This window comes from Rhodococcus sp. 008 (assembly GCF_001682295.1).
Classification (GTDB): domain Bacteria; phylum Actinomycetota; class Actinomycetes; order Mycobacteriales; family Mycobacteriaceae; genus Rhodococcus_F; species Rhodococcus_F qingshengii.
In genome coordinates this window covers 1,657,462-1,674,133 of the sequence record NZ_CP012749.1, presented here as the reverse complement: position 1 = coordinate 1,674,133, position 16,672 = coordinate 1,657,462, and the positions used below count along the sequence as shown (strand labels likewise).

Genomic DNA, 16,672 nt, shown 5'->3' with positions numbered 1-16,672 from the left:
GCTGATACACCGTGGGCTGAATTTCAGCGGGTGATGGTTCGACTGTCGCCGCGGAACTCGGCCACGACGGCGTCGCCATTGCGAACGGTCACGTCGTAGATCCCACTTCGGCCGCCTCGAGCCTTCTCGGTGGCGACCGCGGTCAAGGTGTCGCCCAGACGGGTCGGACGCAGAAATCTGATGTCCGCGCGCGCTGCAACGGCTGAATCCTCGTAGCCGTTGCAGGCGAGCGCAAACGCGGTGTCCGCGAGCAGGAAAACATAACCGCCGTGTGTGATTCCGTGACCGTTCACCATGGTTTCGCCCACGGTGACGGTCACGGTTGCGCTACCGGGCGCCAGCTCGGAAATCTCGATACCGAGTGCCTGCGATGCCTGGTCCGCGTCGAACATCTCTCTGGCGGTGATGCTTCCTGTACTCACGAGACAACTCCTGTGTGATCGGGAAATTGCAGGGGTCTAGAGGACCGAGACAACTTCCTGGACATACATGTCGACCGTGCCGGTGGCAAAGTTTGCGACATCTTTTCCAGCGGCGCCCATCTCCGGGGACTTCAGGCCGCTCTGCATAGTCTCGAGATCGGGAAACTCGAGGTTGGCGACGGCATAGAAGACTGGATCGGAGCCGTCCAGCGTCGAGCACTTGCTGAACGTGAAGTCCGAGAGCCCTGGCACTGCGCTGGCGAGCGGGACGTGGATCTCGTTGTAGTACTTGTCGAAAGCCTCCGGATCGGTGGGGCGTCCGTAACACACTGCTACTCGATAGGTCATGTGCTTTCAATTCCCTTCGGGGCGAGTCTTGGCTACCAGAGTCAGGACGTCGTATGTCGCGACCGGATCGTTGTCCTGGTTCGTCACCACGGCGTCCCAACGAACCTCACCGTAGTCTGCGCTGCTGCGAGGTGTGATGGTCTTGGCTGTGAGGGTGACCGTCAGGCTGTCTTCGGCTTTGACCGGAGTCAGGAACCTGAGGCTGTCCACGCCGAAGTTCGCGAGAACCGGGCCGGGAGCCGGGTCGACGAACAGGCCCGCAGCGAGTGAGACAACAAGATAGCCGTGCGCGACGATGCCGCCGAAGAGTGGATTCGCCGCAGCGGCCACCGGATCGGTGTGAGCGTAGAAGGTGTCACCGGTGAACTCTGCAAAATGATCGATGTCTGCGAGTGTGACCTGGCGCGGACCGCCGACAACAGTGTCACCGATCTTCAACTCGGCGAGACTCTTTCGGAATGGATGTTCGGATCCGGTCGTGCGCTGCGATCCGGTGAACCAGCGCTCGCCGACTGCGGTGAGGACGTCGGGTGTGCCCTGTACGGCGGTCCGCTGCATGTGGTGCAGAACTCCGCGGATGCCACCCAGCTCCTCACCGCCGCCGGCACGGCCGGGACCGCCGTGTACGAGGACTGGAAGGGGAGAGCCGTGGCCGGTGGATTCCTTGGCGTCGTCGCGGTTCAGCACGAGCACTCTGCCGTGAAAAGCTGCGAGACCCAGCACCAGTCGACGTGCGATGTCGGTGTCGGCAGTGACCACCGAGGCGACGAGGCTTCCCTCGCCACGGGCCGCGAGTTCGATCGCATGATCGATGCCGTCGTATCCGATGACGGTGCTGACGGGTCCGAAGGCCTCCAGTTCGTGTACCTCGTGCGCATTCTCTTCCGCCCGGAGAAGGACTGGGGAAAGGAAGGCTCCTGACTGGCCGTCGGCACCGACCACGTCCACCTTGTCAGGGTCTCCGAATACGATGGTTGCCGACTTCGTCAGACCGCGAATGGATTTCAAGACCTCGTCACGCTGTTCGATGCTGGCGAGAGCTCCCATAGTGACGCCATCAGCATCGGGGTGTCCCACGACAACTTTGTTCAGTCGCTCGGATGCGGCATCGACAACGGCGTCGACCAGCGAGAGCGGGACCAGGGCGCGCCGGATCGCCGTGCACTTCTGGCCCGCCTTGACCGTCATCTCGGTGACGAGTTGTTTGACGTACAAATCGAATTCGGGCGTTCCTGGTACGGCGTCCTCGCCGAGGATCGACGCGTTGAGTGAATCGGCTTCGGCATTGAAATGGACGCCCTTGCCGACGACGTTCGGGTGAGCACGCAGCGTTGCTGCGGTGTCGGCGGATCCGGTGAATGCCACTGAGTCCTGCCCGCCGAGGTGATCGAGGAGGCCGCGTGCACTACCGGAGAGCAGTTGGACGGAACCCTCTGGGAGCAAGCCTGACTCGATGATGCGCCGGAAGACGAGTTCGGTGAGATATGCCGTGGAACTGGCAGGTTTGACGATGGACGGCACCCCCGCGATGAATGCCGGTGCCAGCTTCTCCAGGAACCCCCACACCGGGAAATTGAAGGCGTTGATCTGCACGGCGACGCCGCGACGTGATGTATAGATGTGTTGCCCGAGGAAGGTTCCGCCCTTGCCGAGAGGCTCGACGTTTCCGTCCAGAAAGACTGTGCTGTCGGGCAATTCGCGCCGAGCCTTGCTCGCGTAGCTCAGCAGGGTCCCGAATCCGCCGTCGATGTCCACCCCGGAATCTCGCGTCGTCGCACCGGTGGCAGTGGAGAGTGTGTAGAACTCGGCTTTTCCTGCCATCAACGTGAGGGCGAGAGCCTTGAGCGCGCCGGCACGTTCGTGGAAGGTCATCGCGGACAGTGCAGGCCCGCCGACCTCGCGGGCGTACGTAACCATCTCGGCGAGGTCGATGCCGGTTGCGGAGATCCGGGCCACCTCCGATCCGTCCACTGCGCTCGGCAACGGGGTACCTGCGTCCGGTGCGGCGTACCACTGACCGGCCACATAGCTTTCCAACAGTCTGCTCACGACAACTCCATCTCACCGTACGTTCGGTCGGTAATTACGATCGCCCGGTAACGCCGCGTTGTCAAGGATTCGGCAGAACTGCCTGGAGTCAGGCCTTGCGAAGTCCGTCGAAAGTGACGGCGACGACCGCGTCGGCGATGTCGGAGACGGACTCACCCGCTCGGGGTTTGTACCACTCGATCAGTGAGTTGACGGTGCCGAACATCAGCTTGCTGGCGAGGGCTGGTTCGATGTCCGGGCGCAAGTCTCCCTCCGCTGCGGCGGACGCGACGAGACCTCCGACGAAGTTGTCGAATTCGCGTCGACGAGCTAGCGCGGCGCGCTCGACCGTCGTGTTGCCGCGGACGCGCAGGAGCAGGGTGACGTATGGAAGCTCTGCGACCAGCACCTCTACGCTGCGCCGGACCAGGTATTCGAGCCGGTCGATGTACGGACCGGTGGTGGCGCCCTCTTCGGTCGTGACCGCAAACAGGGCGTTGAGTGCACGCGAAAGGGCGAGTTCGAGAAGTTCTGACTTTCCGGACACATGGTGGTAGATCGAGGACTTCGTGATGCCGAGTTTCTTGGCGAGCACCTCCATGCTGGCGCCGTCGTAGCCCTTGTCGTTGAACACCTTCACGGCCACGGCCAGGAGCGAATCGAGGTCGTAGCCGGGACGTCCGGGGAGGCCGGTGCGTCGAGTGGGGCGTGCCGTAGTCATGTCCCCATCTTCTCAGTTCGGGCAAAGCTGTGCACCATCCTCGTTCTCGTCCTTGCCAAACGACCGAATGTTCGGTTACTAATGGAGAAGAGCGAGAAGGAGCGAATGTGAACACCCTGCACGTGGACGAGCGCGAGGATCGCGTCGTGGTCACCCTCGACAGGCCCGCGCAACGCAATGCGATCAACGCGGAAATGATCGACGAACTGCATCAGGTTTGTGGACGCCTCGAACGGGATCCGAAGCTGCTCCTGCTTGCGGGGCGCGGCGACCACTTCGCAGGCGGCGCTGACATCGCGGAGCTCCGAGAGCGCGGACGAGAGGAAGCGTTCGCGGGTATCAACCGCACGCTGTTCGACCGAATCGGAAAGCTCCCGCTTCCCACCGTGGCCGCCGTGAGCGGCTACGCGCTCGGCGGTGGGGCAGAGTTGACCTACGCCTGCGACATTCGCATCGCGACAACGACGGCGGTCTTCGGGAATCCGGAGCCCAATCTCGGCATAATGGCAGCCGCCGGCGCCAGCTATCGATTGCCGAAGCTCGTCGGCGTCTCGATCGCGAAGCAGGTGCTCCTCGGTGCCAGGAACCTCGACGCCGAGCAGGCGCTACGAGCGGGCCTGGTTGTCGAGGTAACCGAACCGAACTGCCACGTCGACGCAGCGCATCGGCTGCTCGACCGCATTTCCCGACTGTCCCCGCTGGCACTGCGATTGACCAAGATCATCGTCGATGCGCCGGGATCGCATCCGTTTGCCGACGACATCGCCCAGGCCGTCCTGTTCGAGAGTTCGGACAAGCGCGATCGCATGACGGCCTTCCTGGAGAAGAAATCATGACTGAAGCAGTTGCACCGAAGACCGTCGGAGTCATCGGCGGTGGACGCATGGGTGCGGGTATCGCCCAGGTGTTCGCCAGTCTCGGCGGGGCGGTCACCATCGCGGAGAGTGGCGACACCGCGGCCGCGTTGCAGCGTGTTTCCGCCGGCCTCGACAGAGCTCACGAGCGAGGGAAACTCGACGACCAGGACCCCGCGACGGTGCTGGCGCGCGTGAGCACCGTGGACGCAGTGACCTCGTTGCCACCGTCGCTCGACCTGATCGTCGAGGCGGTCCCGGAAATTGCGGCCCTCAAGGTCGAGGTGCTCGCCGCTGCGGAAACCGTTGCCGGAGAAAGCACCGTGATCGCCAGCAACACCAGTTCCATGTCGATCGCCGAACTCGGCGCAGCGCTGACGGATCCGGGCCGGTTCATCGGTATGCACTTCTTCAATCCAGTCCCGGCGTCGCTGTTGGTCGAGATCGTCCGGGCGCCTCAGACCCGCCCCGAGGTTGTCGACTCGGTACGAGCATGGGTGTCGATGCTCGGCAAAGCCGAGGTGCTCGTCAACGACTCACCTGGTTTTGCAACCAGCCGGCTTGGTGTCGGTCTCGGGCTCGAAGCCATCCGCATGCTCGAAGAGGGTGTGGCGGACGCGGAATCGATCGACCGAGCAATGGAATTGGGGTATCGGCATCCGATGGGCCCGCTGCGTTCGACAGATCTGGTCGGGTTGGATGTGCGCCTGGCGATCGCCGAACACCTCGCGAGCACGCTCGGTGATCGATTTGCACCTCCAGCAATGCTGCGAGAGAAGGTGGCTCGCGGCGAGTTGGGGCGCAAGACGGGACAGGGTTTTCACACATGGAGCTGACCCGAACTGCCTGCGAAAGGAACATCGATGACTGACGTGATTCGCTTGGAGATCGAGCGAGGTTTGGCGACAATCACTCTCGACCGACCCAAGGCCGCCAATGCCGTCAACGGCGAAATGAAGTCTCAGCTGCTCGAAGCGTTGCTGCAGGTCCACGCGGACGCAGAGGTTCGAGCGGTGTTGATTCTCGCCGAAGGCAAGAACTTCTGCGTCGGTCAGGATCTGGGCGAGCACGCCGCAGCGTTGGATGCTGATCCGGCGCACGCGATGGATACCGTCGAGGCGCACTACAACCCCATCGTCACGGCACTGTCGACGCTCTCTGTCCCGGTGGTGGTGGGTATCGGCGGAGCCTGCGTCGGGGCCGGGTTGGGAATCGCGTTGGCCGGAGACATCCGTGTCGTGGGGGCTCGCGCGAGCTTTGCGACGGCATTCACCGGCATCGGTCTGGCCAGTGACTCCGGGCTCAGTCATGCGCTCGTGCACGCGCTCGGACCTAGCCGCGCCAGTGGCCTGATGTTGCTCGGCGACAAGTTCGACGCGCAGAGCGCGCTGGAGTGGGGCTTGGTTCATCGCGTGGTGGCCGACGAGGACGTCGCAGCTGAGGCTCGGGTACTCGCGCGTCGGCTTGCCGACGGACCCACCGCGGCCTTCGCCCACGTGAAATCGCTGATCCGTGCCGTTGCTCCTGGGCTTTCCCAGACGCTGGCGGCCGAGGCGAACGCACAGGTGGAGCTGGGTTCCACGGCAGATCATCGAGGCGCAGTCACGGCTTTCCTGTCGAAGCAGAAGCCGGTTTTCGAGGGCCGCTGATTTCTGGTGCGGCGAAAGATTCTCTTGTGTGCTGGGACACCTCGGTGCATACTAGTTACCAACCGATCATTCGGTAATAAAAGGTAGGTACGATGACCAACGTGGAAGCTCCACAAGACCTGCAGAACCTGTTCGACGAGACGATCGCGGCAGACCAGCGCATCGAGCCTCGCGACTGGATGCCGGACGGCTACCGCAAGACTCTGATCCGTCAGGTTGCCCAGCATGCGCACTCCGAAATCATCGGAATGCAGCCAGAGGGAAACTGGCTCACCCGTGCGCCTTCGTTGCGACGCAAGGCGATCCTGATGGCGAAGGTCCAGGACGAAGCCGGGCACGGTCTGTATCTCTACTCCGCGGCCGAGACGCTCGGTGCCGATCGTGGCGATCTGACCACCAAACTGATCGAGGGAAAGCAGAAGTACTCCTCGATCTTCAACTATCCGACGCTGACATACGCCGACGTGGGTGTGATCGGCTGGCTGGTCGACGGAGCTGCTATCTGCAATCAGGTTCCGCTGTGCCGCAGCTCCTTCGGGCCGTATGCGCGCGCGATGATCCGTGTGTGCAAGGAGGAATCGTTCCATCAGCGGCAAGGCTTCGAGCTGTTGGCGACGATGATGCGCGGCACGGACGCTCAACGGGCAATGGTGCAGGAAGCCGTCGACCGATGGTGGTGGCCCGCTCTGATGATGTTCGGACCGCCGGACGACGAATCGCCGAACACCGAGCAGTCGATGAAGTGGCGCATCAAGCGGCACACGAACGACGAACTGCGGCAACGATTCGTGGACATGTCGATACCGCAGGCCGAGATACTCGGTGTGACCTTCCCTGATCCCGACCTGCGCTGGAACCCCGAGCGTGGCGCACACGATTTCGGCGAGCCGGACTGGAGCGAATTCATGGACGTGGTCCGCGGCAACGGAGCGGCGAGCGTCGAGCGGATCACCAATCGGAAAGCCGCACAAGACAACGGGGCCTGGGTTCGCGACGCCGCGTACGCCTTTGCACAGCGCGAGAGACTCGCGCACGATCGCACGACTGGGGAAACATCATGAGCGAGAACGATCAGGTACAGCGCGATCAGGTGCGGGGCGAATGGCCTTTGTACGAGGTATTTCTGAGGGGAAAGCGCGGACTGAACCACGTGCATGTCGGATCCCTGCGCGCGGCAGACGATCAGATGGCCCTACGCCACGCGCGCGACGTCTACACCAGACGTAACGAAGGCGTGAGCATCTGGGTCGTGCCGTCAGCGAACATCGTGGCTTCGAGTCCGGCAGAAAAGGATCCGTTCTTCGCGCCGAGCGGCGACAAGGTCTACCGGCACCCGACTTTCTACGACATCCCGGACTCCGTTCCGCACATGTGAGAATCACTTCGACTTCGAGGACCAACAGATGAACGATCACGACAGTGCCTACGACGGCCTGGTCGACGGCGACGGCCACGGTCAGTGGGCGTTCGGAACCAGCTTCGACGACCCCCTCGCCGGAGTCGACACCACGGTGCCGGATGACGTCGATCTCGGTGCGCTGGCGCGCTACTGCCTCATGTTCGGCGACGACGCGCTCGTCAGTTCGCAGCGCCTCGCCGAATGGTCGACGCGGGCACCGGAACTCGAAGAAGAGGTAGCTCTCGCCAACGTCGGCCTGGACTTGATCGGGCAGGCCAGGCTGCTGCTGGCTCGCGCGGCAGCAGCCGATTCCACTGTGGTTCCGTTCATCTCCGATACGTCACCGGTGCCGGCCGAAGATGCGCTCGCCTTCTTTCGTGATCAGTTCGGTTTCCGCAACGTGAGACTGGTGGAACTCGCCAACGGCGACTTCGCGCACACGGTCGTTCGGCTACTCGTGTTCTCGACCTGGCGGCTGGCGCTGTTCGATCGGCTGCGCATGTCGCGCGATCCGGTTCTCGCAGCTGTGGCGAACAAAGGTGTCAAGGAACTGACCTATCACCGCGACTACGCGGCAAGATGGGTCGTCACCTTGGGCGCCGGCACGGCAGAATCCAAGCGTCGGACGGCCGACGCCTTGCTCGAGATCTTCCCGTTCGTGGACGAACTCTTTGTTCCCACTCAGGACGAACTCGTCTTGGCAGAAGTTGGCGTCGGAGTGGATCCGCGTACTGTTCTGCCGGAGTTCGACGCTGTTCTTGCCCAGGTACTCCATGCAGCCGAAATGGAAGAGCCCCCTTCGCGTTTCTCCGGTTTCGTCGGCGGCCGCGGCGGGCGTGCCGGACTGCACACCGGGGCACTGGGGCTACTTCTCGCCGAAATGCAGAGCGTTGCACGAGAGCATCCGGAAGGGGTGTGGTGACCGTGACTGCCGCTACCGTCTCTTCCGCTACTGTCTCTTCGGCGCAGGAGATCGTCGCCTCGGTGATGGATCCGGAGATGCCACTGTTGACCTTGGCCGATCTCGGCGTCATCCGATCGGTCGACGTCGAAGCGAACTTGGTCTGTGTGACAATCACTCCCACCTATTCCGGGTGTCCGGCGATGGCGACGATGCGAGACGACATCGAGCACAAGCTGACCGACGCGGGGTACGGCAGCGTCCAGATCAAGACTCAACTGTCGCCGCCTTGGAGTTCGGATTGGATCAGCGAAGAGGGGCTCGCGAAACTTCGGACGGCCGGGTACTCGGTGCCGGGGGCCGCGCCGCGTCGCACCTCCGGCCCGATCGCCTTGACCTTGACGGCCAAGCCGCGCGACATCCTGTGCCCCCAGTGCGGTTCGGCAAACACCAGACTGAGTTCGGAATTCGGTGCGACCCTGTGCAAAGCGCTCTATCGCTGCCTCGACTGCCTCGAGCCGTTCGATCACGTGAAGGAGATCTGAACAGATGAGTACCGCAACGACGAACCGGAACAAACCATTTCACCCGTTGACGGTCGCCGGTGTCGAATCACTGTGCGACGACGCAGTTGCCGTCACCTTCGACGTGCCTGCCGATATCGCCGATCAATTCGACTTCGGCGCCGGGCAGTCACTGACACTGCGGCGGATGATCGACGGCGTCGAACACCGTCGCTCCTACTCGATCTGTGCACCGGTAGGGGCGTCTCCACGGGTGGGGGTTCGCGAAGTGGCAGACGGACTCTTCTCCTCCTGGTTGGTGCGAGACGTCAAGGCCGGGGATCGAATCGACGTCCAGGGCCCATCTGGCAATTTTGTCGCCGATCCGGCATTGGGTGGACGGCACGTTCTGATCGCGGCGGGCTCCGGAATCACGCCCATGTTGTCCATCGCTGCAACACTGCTGGTGAACCCCGAGGCCGATGTCACCCTGCTGTACGGGAACAGGCGCACCCGTTCGGTCATGTTTGCCGAAGAAATCGCCGACCTGAAGGACCGGTACGGTGCACGCCTGGACGTTATTCATGTTCTCTCTCGCGAGCCGCGCGAGGTCGAGTTGTTCTCGGGCCGTCTCGACGCCGACCGGTTGCGTGAGATCTTCACCTCTCTCGTTCCGTGCGACCAGGTCGACGGCTTCTGGTTGTGTGGTCCGTTCGGGATGGTCAACGACGCCCAGGAAGTACTGGCCGGCTTGGGAATTGCCAAGGATCGCATCCATCACGAGCTGTTCTACGTCGACGACGTCGCTCCGCCGGTTGCAGTGCATCGTGAGCGCGGAATTGTCGGACCGAGCAGCGAGGTGACTATTACTCTCGACGGTCGATCGACCACCGCGACACTTCCGCGAGACCAGTCGATTCTCGACGCAGCGGAACAGTACCGATCGGATCTGCCCTTCGCGTGCAAGGGCGGGGTCTGTGGAACGTGTCGCGCCAAGGTCACCTGCGGTGACGTCGAGATGCGCAGGAACTACGCACTCGAAGACTACGAAGTCGACGCGGGTTTCGTACTGACCTGCCAGACCTTCCCTGTCGGTGAACAGATAACAGTCGATTTCGACGCCTGACCGCCCGCACAGCGCCCTCACTGAGCCCACCGGAGACAATCATGACCGAACTCGTCACTGCTACTTCGCAAGAAATCGAATTTGCCAGTCGGGACCGCATTTCGACGCTCCAACTCGAGCGGATGCAATGGTCCCTGATGCACGCGTACACCAATGTTCCGCACTACCGCAAAGCTTTCGACGACGCCGGCGTCCACCCGAGCGACTTGAAGGATCTGAGCGATCTCGCGAAGTTTCCCTTCACCACCAAAGCGGATCTACGTGAGAACTATCCGTTCAAGATGTTTGCGGTGCCCCAGGACCGGGTCTCGCGAATTCACGCGTCTTCGGGGACCACCGGTCGCCCGACGGTGGTGGGGTACACGAGCAACGACCTGAACAACTGGGCCGATCTCATCGCGCGCAGTCTCTCGGCCGGCGGCGTGCGGTCTTCGGACAAGGTTCACGTGGCTTACGGGTACGGTCTGTTCACCGGTGGATTGGGAGCACACTACGGTGCGGAGCGCTTGGGCTGCACGGTCATTCCCATGTCCGGTGGCATGACCGAGCGGCAGATTCAACTGATCGAGGACTTCGAGCCCGACGCCATCATGGTGACTCCGTCGTACATGTTGACCATCGTGGATGCGATGATCAAGAAAGGCATCGATCCCTCGAAGACCTCACTGAGGGTGGGAGTTTTCGGAGCGGAGCCGTGGACCGAACAGATGCGTACCGAGCTGGAACAGCAACTCGACATGCATGCGGTCGACATCTACGGACTCTCCGAGATCATGGGCCCGGGTGTGGCAATGGAATGTGTGGAAACCAAAGACGGGCTCCATATCTGGGAAGACCACTTCTACCCGGAGATCATCGATCCGGTCACGGGCGAAGTGCTGCCGGACGGTGAAGAAGGTGAGCTGGTTTTCACCTCTCTCACCAAGGAAGCGCTGCCCATCATTCGCTACCGAACCAGGGACCTGACCCGTCTGTTGCCCGGTACGGCGCGCTCGATGCGTCGGATGCAGAAGGTCACCGGCCGGACCGACGACATGATCATCCTGCGTGGGGTCAATCTGTTCCCCACACAGATCGAAGAGCTGATCCTGACCGTCCCCGCCCTGGCACCCCAATTCCAGTGTGTGCTGGAGCGTCCGGGCCGGATGGATACTCTGACAGTGCGCGTCGAGGCTCGCCCTGACGCGGCAATTTCCGATCATGCGGCAGCGTCTTCGGCGTTGCAGAAGCTGGTGAAGAACAAGATCGGTGTCACGGTCGAGGTGAGCGTTCTCGAACCCGGCGGACTCGAACGCTCGATCGGCAAAGCGCGTCGTCTGATCGACCAACGTCCGAAGGACTGAAACTACTCCAGGGCCATGCGGGTGGCGAAGATTCCGAGAATGCCACCAGCTAGCCATTTCTGAGCCCGCATCCACACCGGACGCGCCATGAGGAAGGTCGACACGGCTGCCGCACAGCACACGATCAACGCGTTGACGGTGACTGCGACCAGGATCTGCACGCCGCCGAGTACGAGTGCCTGTTGCCAGACCGGACCCGCAGTGGGATCGACGAACTGGGGGATCAGGGCCGCGTACATCAGCGCAATCTTGGGATTGAGCAGATTGGTGGTCAACCCCATCCCGAACAGACGGCCGCTACCGTGGCGGTCGACCTCGCCCACCTCGAAAGCGGACTTCCCACCTGGTCGGAGTGTCGACCAGGCGAGATAGGCCAGGTACAGGGCACCACCGATTTTCACCGCGGTGAACACCGTTGGTACGGCGAAGAGAACCGCCGTCAGCCCTGCACACGTGGCGGCGAGGTAGACCAGGAAACCGGTTGCGACTCCGCCGAGCGAGATCAAACCCGCCCGGCGGCCCTGGCTGATGCTGCGGGACACCAGATAGATCATGTTGGGGCCCGGTGTCAGAACCATCGCCAGGGCGATCAGCGCGACTCCCGTCATCGACGCTGACGTGATCATGTCGGTCTCCCACTACTCGATGCGTATGTTTCGTCGAGTACACAAGGGTTTGCAGTCGCGCGCCAAGGTCCAGTTCGCAGGCAGTGGTCCGCTCAGGTGTTGGCCCAGCTGTCGGGCCCGAAGACCTCGTAGTGGATATTCTGTGCCGGGACGTCCCTTTCGAGCAACGATGCGCGCATCGCCAACATGAACGGCATCGGCCCGCAAAGGAAGGCTTGGGTATCGGGCTCCACTGCAATACCTTGCAAATCCGCCCGTCCTTCGTGAACCGATCCGAACGCAACGTGCGTGCCGAGATCCTCGTACCAACGGTGCAGGGTTGCGGCGGGGATCTGGTCGACGAGTGTGCTGAGTTCTGCGCGGTGCGCGTGATCCGCAATGGATCGATCCGCATGGATGACAGATACCGAACGGTCAGCGCCGGTGTCCACGAGATGATTGAGCATCCCGATCATCGGTGTGCAACCGATTCCGGCCGACGCGAGCAGGAGCGGTGAGTTGTCGTCCGGCATGGTGAGATCGCCGAAAGGTGTGGTGACGGAGAGTTCTTGACCTTCGAATACGTTGTTGTAGAGGAAGTTCGACACTTCGCCATCGGGAGTTCCGGAGATTCGCTTGACGCTGATCCGCCAGTCTGCGCTGCTCGGTATCGAACACAGGCTGTATTGACGGATCTGGCGGGCGCCGTCGGGCAGCGTAACCCCGACCGAAAGGTACTGTCCGGGAGCGAAGGTGGGGAGTGCGCTACCGTCGAGCGACGTGAGTGTCAGTGAGACGGTGTCGGCGGACTGAAGAACTCGTTCACCGATCCTGACTGTGCGCCAGACGTCACCGGCGTCCACGCCGGCGAGTTGGTAGAGGCCACGCTCCATCGTGATGAGGGTTTCCGCCATCAGCCAGTAGACCTCGTCCCAGGCTGCTGCGACGTCGGGAGTGACTGCATCGCCGAGTATTTCGACGATCGCGGCAAAGAGGTGTTCGTGCACGATTGCGTACTGGTCGGGTGTGATTCCCAGCGACGCATGCTTGTGGGCGATACGTGAAAGTATGAGATCGACCTTGGCGCTGTCCGGCTCGAGCTGAAGCGTCGCGAATGCCGCGATGGCGCCGGCGAGAGCCTTCTGCTGTTCGCCCTGCTTCTGATTGCCGCGATTGAACAAATCACGTTCGAGTTCAGGATGTGCGTCGAACATCTTGCGGTAGAACAGGGTTGTGATATCGCCGATGGCAGCGCCGACCACGGGAAGGGTGGCGCGAATGACCTCGGTTGACTGTGGGGAAAGCATGAGCTGCTCCGTTCGGTCGAAATTCGATTGATCAGCCTGCTTCGTCGCTCCGGGTGGTGAGGCGTAGCAGGACAGTTTTGGACGGCTGCCGGATGACGTCTTCGATCGTGACCGCGTCGAGTGAAACGAAAAACGCTTCCTGTGCTTCGCGCAACGCACTTCGAAGGAGGCAACCTCCGCGCAATGGGCACGGTTTGTCGCCTTCGCAGTCGACGACTTCACCCGGGCCTTCGAGGCGTCTGGCCAGCCAGCCGATGGTGGCGGTGCGGCCGAGTTCGGTGATGGAAAGCCCACCGCCGCGGCCGCGCCTGGTTGTCACGATGCCGAGCTCTCCGAGCCGTGTAACCACCTTGGTGGCATGGGAGTACGACACGTTGAGCTGCTGCGCAACATCCCGGGTACTGGGGGAGGCATCCGCGTCGAGTACGGCCAACCGCATGACGACGCGCAATCCCAGATCGGTGAACTGCGTCAGTTGCATGATCTGAACCTACATAATTCGCATCTAAGATGACTATTTATGTGAGGGGGATCTCGAGGTGCCCCAACCAGGGCGAACGGTACGTTCGGCACCTCCAGTGCGCTGAACGTGCCGTTCGCTCAGAGACGAGCGGCCGAACCCCCGGCAACGACGCCGAGAAAGTGTGGTGCTCGCCAACCTCGCGCCGCAAAGTCGCGGCTCACCGATGCGATGACCTCCGCTCCGCTTCCTTCCGGAACCAGCGCGATGGCTGAGCCTCCGAATCCGCCGCCGGTCATCCGCGCACCGATCGCGCCGCCGCGTCGTGCTGCGGCAACGGCGACGTCGAGTTCATCGCACGAGACCTCGAAGTCGTCGCGCAACGAGGCGTGCGAGTTGTCGAACAGCTCGCCGACGTCACTGAATCTGCTGCTGCGCAGAAGTTCTGCGGTCTTCCGCGTCCTCTCGATCTCGGTCACGACGTGCCGTGCCCGCGCCCGGAGGATCGGGTCTCGCACTGTCTCGGCCTGGTCTGCTGTAGCCTCTCGCAAGCTGCCGACGCCGAGAGCTGCTGCTGCAGCGACGCATTGAGAGCGCCGCATTCCGTACTGTCCGTCTGCGAGCGAGTGTTTGACCCGGGTGTCGATGACGATCAGTTCGTACCCTGCACCGTGGAGTTCGAAAGGTATGGGTTCGGTGGATCCGTCCAGACAGTCCAGCAGGAGCGCAGTCGAGGGCTGAGCAAAGAGGGCAATGGTTTGATCCATTCCTCCGGTCGGTGCGCCGACGCCGTCGTTCTCCGCCTGGATGCACACCTGTACCAGCTCATCGCGGGGGAAGGGTGAATCATGAAGTTCATTGACGGCCAACGCAACCGAACAGGTGAGGGCGGCGGAACTCGACAGTCCGGCCCCGACCGGTACCGACGAGTCGACGGCAAGATCGATTCCTCCGATCGGGAGGCCTCTGCGCGCAAGAGACCACAGAACGGCTGTGGGGTAGGCGGCCCACCCTGTGGCGATGTCGTCGACGGGCCCGGTGTACGTCTCGGCGGATTGCCGACTGTGCACGCGGACGACCCCGTCGCTGCGCAGTGCGACGGCAACCAGTGTTCGCTGCTCGAGAGCGACCGGTAGGCACAATCCACCGTTGTAGTCCGTGTGTTCACCGATCAGGTTGACTCGACCGGGTGCCGCCCACACTCCGGTTGCCGGATAGCCGTAGGTGGCGTGAAACTGTTGGAGCACAGAATTGTTCGAGACCGTATCCACTATTTCAACTCCCGTAGGCGGGCCGCGACTGCCTCGGGAACGGTGTCGTTCACCCAGGCGCCCATGGCGGACTCGGACCCGGCGAGGTATTTGAGTTTGCCCGGTGCGCGCAAGATCGAGAACAGCTGAAGATGCAGTCGGCCCAGAGGTCGGTTGATGCGGACGGGAGCTTGGTGCCAGGCCGCGATGTACGGTACCCGGTCGACGCCCGGATAGAAGCGATCGATACGGCGTAGGAGATCTTGGTAGACGACCGCAAGCTCTTCGCGCTCTTGGTCGTTCAGCGAGGGGAGGTCCGGGACGTCTCGGTGCGGTGCCAGGTGAATCTCGATGGGCCATCGTGCGGCGGTCGGGACGTAGGCGCTCCAGTGATCGCCGTCGTAGATCAACCGGGCCTTGTCCTCGCGCTCGAACGCCAGAACATCGGCGAGTAGCGAGCGACCGGTGCGCTCGAAGTGTTTGTGCGCCTGCGTCAGCATCGATCGGGTGCGTGGCGTGACATACGGGTATGCGTAGATCTGTCCGTGTGGATGGGTGAGTGTCACCCCGATTTCTTCGCCGCGGTTCTCGAAGCAGAACACTTGTTCCACAAGCGGATCCGCCGACAACTCTTCGGTCCGAGAAATCCAGGCACCCACAATCGTGCGCATGCGTTCGAGTGGAAGCTCGGCGACGGACGCCGTGTGATCGCTCGAGAAGCACATCACTTCGCAGTGACCGGCCGCTGGGCGATCGCCCGCACCGTCTCCGGGACTGTCAATGGCTTCCTCGGGCGCCGCGGCAAAGCTCGGAAACCGATTCTCGAACACCGCGACGTCGTAGTCTCCGTCGGGTATCTCTGTGGGCGTGCGTGTTTCGTCGGTCGGGCACAATGGACATTCGGCGGCGGAGGGGAGATGTGTCCGTGTCATGCGATGCGAAGCCATGGTGATCCACTCCCCGGTGAGAACGTCGAATCTCATCCGAGACGAGTGGTCGAGAGCCGGCAATTCGCGGGAATCTCGCGCAGAGTGGGTGCGGGTACTGCCGGCATCGTCGAAGTAGAAGATCTGACGCCCGTCGGCGAGGGTGCGACGGGTCGGATCCTGCTTGGGTGTCATGCGTCGACTTCCCATTCCAGAACACCCTTGCTGACAACGGGTTTCCACACTCCGATCGTTGATCCTGTTTCCAGCGCTACGGCATGGGCGGCCAGCATTACCGAGATGGACGCCCAGATCGGACCGCCGTTGTCAGTGGCGTCCGACGCATACTCGGTCACACAATGGTGGAGTGCGCCGCTGCGGGTGTCCACGAAGTAGTGGTACTCGTCCAGTCCGGCGAAGGGAACGAACGAGGGGATGAACATGGTTGCGGCAGTGCCTGCGTCGCGTTGATCGTGTCGATCCATCTCGTCCTCGGCGTAGAGGTCTGGATTCTCGTAGATCGTCTCATCCCACGTTTCGAGCAGAGTGAGACGAACTTCTGTTGCGACGTCGATGGGGTAGAAGAATTTGTCCGGGAGCACGCTGCCGAGAAAGAGGCCGGTCCGGTCGTCGTGGGTCAGGCTGCCGTTGTGGACCCGATACAGGTCGCGAAGTTCCTGGGGCCACGTGACGCCGGTCGAGGCTTCGAATTCCTCGATAACGGCGTCACCAAGTCCTGGTTGAAACGCTGCAGCCGTCACCGGTGCGTGTGTACGGCACCACGCTTCGATTCGGCTCCATTCGTTTGCAACGCTCATGGGCTTTACGAT

19 protein-coding genes are annotated in these 16,672 nt (G+C 62.4%); 9 read left to right on the top strand and 10 right to left on the bottom strand.

Annotation, left to right across the window (positions count from 1 at the left end):
* Positions 1-23: 23 nt before the first annotated feature.
* From paaI to AOT96_RS07970, 4 genes are all read right to left on the bottom strand, one after another.
* Positions 24-392, bottom strand: coding sequence for a hydroxyphenylacetyl-CoA thioesterase PaaI (gene paaI / locus AOT96_RS07985; protein ID WP_047269444.1), 369 nt, complete (start codon positions 390-392; stop codon positions 24-26).
* 66 nt (positions 393-458) lie between these two features.
* Positions 459-770, bottom strand: a complete 312-nt coding sequence (locus tag AOT96_RS07980) for an EthD family reductase (RefSeq protein ID WP_007730606.1) — start codon at positions 768-770, stop codon at positions 459-461.
* Between the two features lie 6 nt (positions 771-776).
* Complete coding sequence (paaZ, locus tag AOT96_RS07975; protein WP_065351539.1) at positions 777-2,819, bottom strand: phenylacetic acid degradation bifunctional protein PaaZ; 2,043 nt, start codon at positions 2,817-2,819, stop codon at positions 777-779.
* 88 nt (positions 2,820-2,907) lie between these two features.
* Complete coding sequence (locus AOT96_RS07970; protein WP_007730612.1) at positions 2,908-3,519, bottom strand: TetR/AcrR family transcriptional regulator; 612 nt, start codon at positions 3,517-3,519, stop codon at positions 2,908-2,910.
* Positions 3,520-3,626: 107 nt separating this feature from the next.
* On the opposite strand from AOT96_RS07970, the gene AOT96_RS07965 reads away from it, so the two are divergent.
* The 9 genes from AOT96_RS07965 to paaK all read left to right on the top strand — a co-directional run bounded on the left by AOT96_RS07965 (position 3,627) and on the right by paaK (position 11,294).
* Positions 3,627-4,355, top strand: a complete 729-nt coding sequence (locus tag AOT96_RS07965; RefSeq protein ID WP_007730615.1) for an enoyl-CoA hydratase/isomerase family protein — start codon at positions 3,627-3,629, stop codon at positions 4,353-4,355.
* The gene (locus AOT96_RS07960; RefSeq protein ID WP_065351538.1) at positions 4,352-5,209 is read left to right on the top strand and encodes a 3-hydroxyacyl-CoA dehydrogenase family protein; all 858 of its coding nucleotides are present in this window, start codon (positions 4,352-4,354) and stop codon (positions 5,207-5,209) included. Before AOT96_RS07965 ends, AOT96_RS07960 begins: the two co-directional genes overlap by 4 nt.
* A 27-nt stretch (positions 5,210-5,236) precedes the next feature.
* The gene (locus AOT96_RS07955) at positions 5,237-6,022 is read left to right on the top strand and encodes an enoyl-CoA hydratase-related protein (RefSeq protein WP_029256503.1); all 786 of its coding nucleotides are present in this window, start codon (positions 5,237-5,239) and stop codon (positions 6,020-6,022) included.
* A 92-nt stretch (positions 6,023-6,114) separates the two neighbouring features.
* Positions 6,115-7,083: a 1,2-phenylacetyl-CoA epoxidase subunit PaaA gene (gene paaA, locus AOT96_RS07950; protein WP_042921543.1), complete on the top strand. Its 969-nt coding sequence runs from the start codon at positions 6,115-6,117 to the stop codon at positions 7,081-7,083.
* Entirely contained in the window at positions 7,080-7,397 is a 318-nt protein-coding gene (gene paaB / locus AOT96_RS07945) for a 1,2-phenylacetyl-CoA epoxidase subunit PaaB (protein ID WP_007730622.1), read from the top strand. Before paaA ends, paaB begins: the two co-directional genes overlap by 4 nt.
* Before the next feature lie 28 nt (positions 7,398-7,425).
* A complete protein-coding gene (gene paaC, locus AOT96_RS07940; RefSeq protein WP_065351537.1) occupies positions 7,426-8,343 on the top strand; it encodes a 1,2-phenylacetyl-CoA epoxidase subunit PaaC in 918 nt (305 codons plus the stop codon).
* Between the two features lie 65 nt (positions 8,344-8,408).
* Positions 8,409-8,867 carry a 1,2-phenylacetyl-CoA epoxidase subunit PaaD gene (gene paaD, locus AOT96_RS07935; protein ID WP_047269445.1) on the top strand — a complete coding sequence of 153 codons (459 nt, stop codon included), beginning with the start codon at positions 8,409-8,411 and terminating at the stop codon, positions 8,865-8,867.
* A 4-nt stretch (positions 8,868-8,871) separates the two neighbouring features.
* Positions 8,872-9,951 (top strand): 1,2-phenylacetyl-CoA epoxidase subunit PaaE, encoded by a 1,080-nt coding sequence (paaE, locus tag AOT96_RS07930; protein WP_064687859.1) that lies wholly within the window; start codon positions 8,872-8,874, stop codon positions 9,949-9,951.
* A 41-nt stretch (positions 9,952-9,992) separates the two neighbouring features.
* On the top strand, positions 9,993-11,294 hold the full coding sequence (gene paaK / locus AOT96_RS07925; protein ID WP_007730627.1) for a phenylacetate--CoA ligase PaaK: 1,302 nt from the start codon (positions 9,993-9,995) through the stop codon (positions 11,292-11,294).
* Between the two features lie 2 nt (positions 11,295-11,296).
* Here paaK and AOT96_RS07920 read toward each other — a convergent pair whose 3' ends face one another.
* The 6 genes from AOT96_RS07920 to AOT96_RS07895 all read right to left on the bottom strand — a co-directional run bounded on the left by AOT96_RS07920 (position 11,297) and on the right by AOT96_RS07895 (position 16,660).
* The gene (locus AOT96_RS07920) at positions 11,297-11,920 is read right to left on the bottom strand and encodes a LysE family translocator (RefSeq protein ID WP_042446415.1); all 624 of its coding nucleotides are present in this window, start codon (positions 11,918-11,920) and stop codon (positions 11,297-11,299) included.
* Positions 11,921-12,012: 92 nt separating this feature from the next.
* Entirely contained in the window at positions 12,013-13,206 is a 1,194-nt protein-coding gene (locus AOT96_RS07915; protein ID WP_065351536.1) for a globin domain-containing protein, read from the bottom strand.
* A 31-nt stretch (positions 13,207-13,237) separates the two neighbouring features.
* The gene (locus AOT96_RS07910; RefSeq protein WP_003943059.1) at positions 13,238-13,687 is read right to left on the bottom strand and encodes an RrF2 family transcriptional regulator; all 450 of its coding nucleotides are present in this window, start codon (positions 13,685-13,687) and stop codon (positions 13,238-13,240) included.
* A gap of 119 nt (positions 13,688-13,806) precedes the next feature.
* Entirely contained in the window at positions 13,807-14,937 is a 1,131-nt protein-coding gene (gene galK / locus AOT96_RS07905; RefSeq protein WP_042446406.1) for a galactokinase, read from the bottom strand.
* Positions 14,937-16,037: a galactose-1-phosphate uridylyltransferase gene (galT, locus tag AOT96_RS07900; RefSeq protein WP_054827207.1), complete on the bottom strand. Its 1,101-nt coding sequence runs from the start codon at positions 16,035-16,037 to the stop codon at positions 14,937-14,939. The genes galK and galT overlap by 1 nt, the downstream gene beginning before the upstream one ends.
* Positions 16,034-16,660: an SMI1/KNR4 family protein gene (locus AOT96_RS07895; RefSeq protein ID WP_042446400.1), complete on the bottom strand. Its 627-nt coding sequence runs from the start codon at positions 16,658-16,660 to the stop codon at positions 16,034-16,036. The genes galT and AOT96_RS07895 overlap by 4 nt, the downstream gene beginning before the upstream one ends.
* Positions 16,661-16,672 lie beyond the last annotated feature (12 nt).

Bases quoted from the DNA above. Each gene is read 5' to 3' on its own strand.
- paaI (WP_047269444.1), bottom strand. From the start codon at position 392: ATGTTCGACGCGGACCAGGCATCGCAGGCACTCGGTATCGAGATTTCC.
- AOT96_RS07980 (WP_007730606.1), bottom strand. From the start codon at position 770: ATGACCTATCGAGTAGCAGTGTGTTACGGACGCCCCACCGATCCGGAG.
- AOT96_RS07970 (WP_007730612.1), bottom strand. From the start codon at position 3,519: ATGACTACGGCACGCCCCACTCGACGCACCGGCCTCCCCGGACGTCCC.
- AOT96_RS07960 (WP_065351538.1), top strand. From the start codon at position 4,352: ATGACTGAAGCAGTTGCACCGAAGACCGTCGGAGTCATCGGCGGTGGA.
- AOT96_RS07955 (WP_029256503.1), top strand. From the start codon at position 5,237: ATGACTGACGTGATTCGCTTGGAGATCGAGCGAGGTTTGGCGACAATC.
- paaA (WP_042921543.1), top strand. From the start codon at position 6,115: ATGACCAACGTGGAAGCTCCACAAGACCTGCAGAACCTGTTCGACGAG.
- paaB (WP_007730622.1), top strand. From the start codon at position 7,080: ATGAGCGAGAACGATCAGGTACAGCGCGATCAGGTGCGGGGCGAATGG.
- paaC (WP_065351537.1), top strand. From the start codon at position 7,426: ATGAACGATCACGACAGTGCCTACGACGGCCTGGTCGACGGCGACGGC.
- paaD (WP_047269445.1), top strand. From the start codon at position 8,409: ATGGATCCGGAGATGCCACTGTTGACCTTGGCCGATCTCGGCGTCATC.
- paaE (WP_064687859.1), top strand. From the start codon at position 8,872: ATGAGTACCGCAACGACGAACCGGAACAAACCATTTCACCCGTTGACG.
- paaK (WP_007730627.1), top strand. From the start codon at position 9,993: ATGACCGAACTCGTCACTGCTACTTCGCAAGAAATCGAATTTGCCAGT.
- AOT96_RS07920 (WP_042446415.1), bottom strand. From the start codon at position 11,920: ATGATCACGTCAGCGTCGATGACGGGAGTCGCGCTGATCGCCCTGGCG.
- AOT96_RS07915 (WP_065351536.1), bottom strand. From the start codon at position 13,206: ATGCTTTCCCCACAGTCAACCGAGGTCATTCGCGCCACCCTTCCCGTG.
- AOT96_RS07910 (WP_003943059.1), bottom strand. From the start codon at position 13,687: ATGCAACTGACGCAGTTCACCGATCTGGGATTGCGCGTCGTCATGCGG.
- galT (WP_054827207.1), bottom strand. From the start codon at position 16,037: ATGACACCCAAGCAGGATCCGACCCGTCGCACCCTCGCCGACGGGCGT.
- AOT96_RS07895 (WP_042446400.1), bottom strand. From the start codon at position 16,660: ATGAGCGTTGCAAACGAATGGAGCCGAATCGAAGCGTGGTGCCGTACA.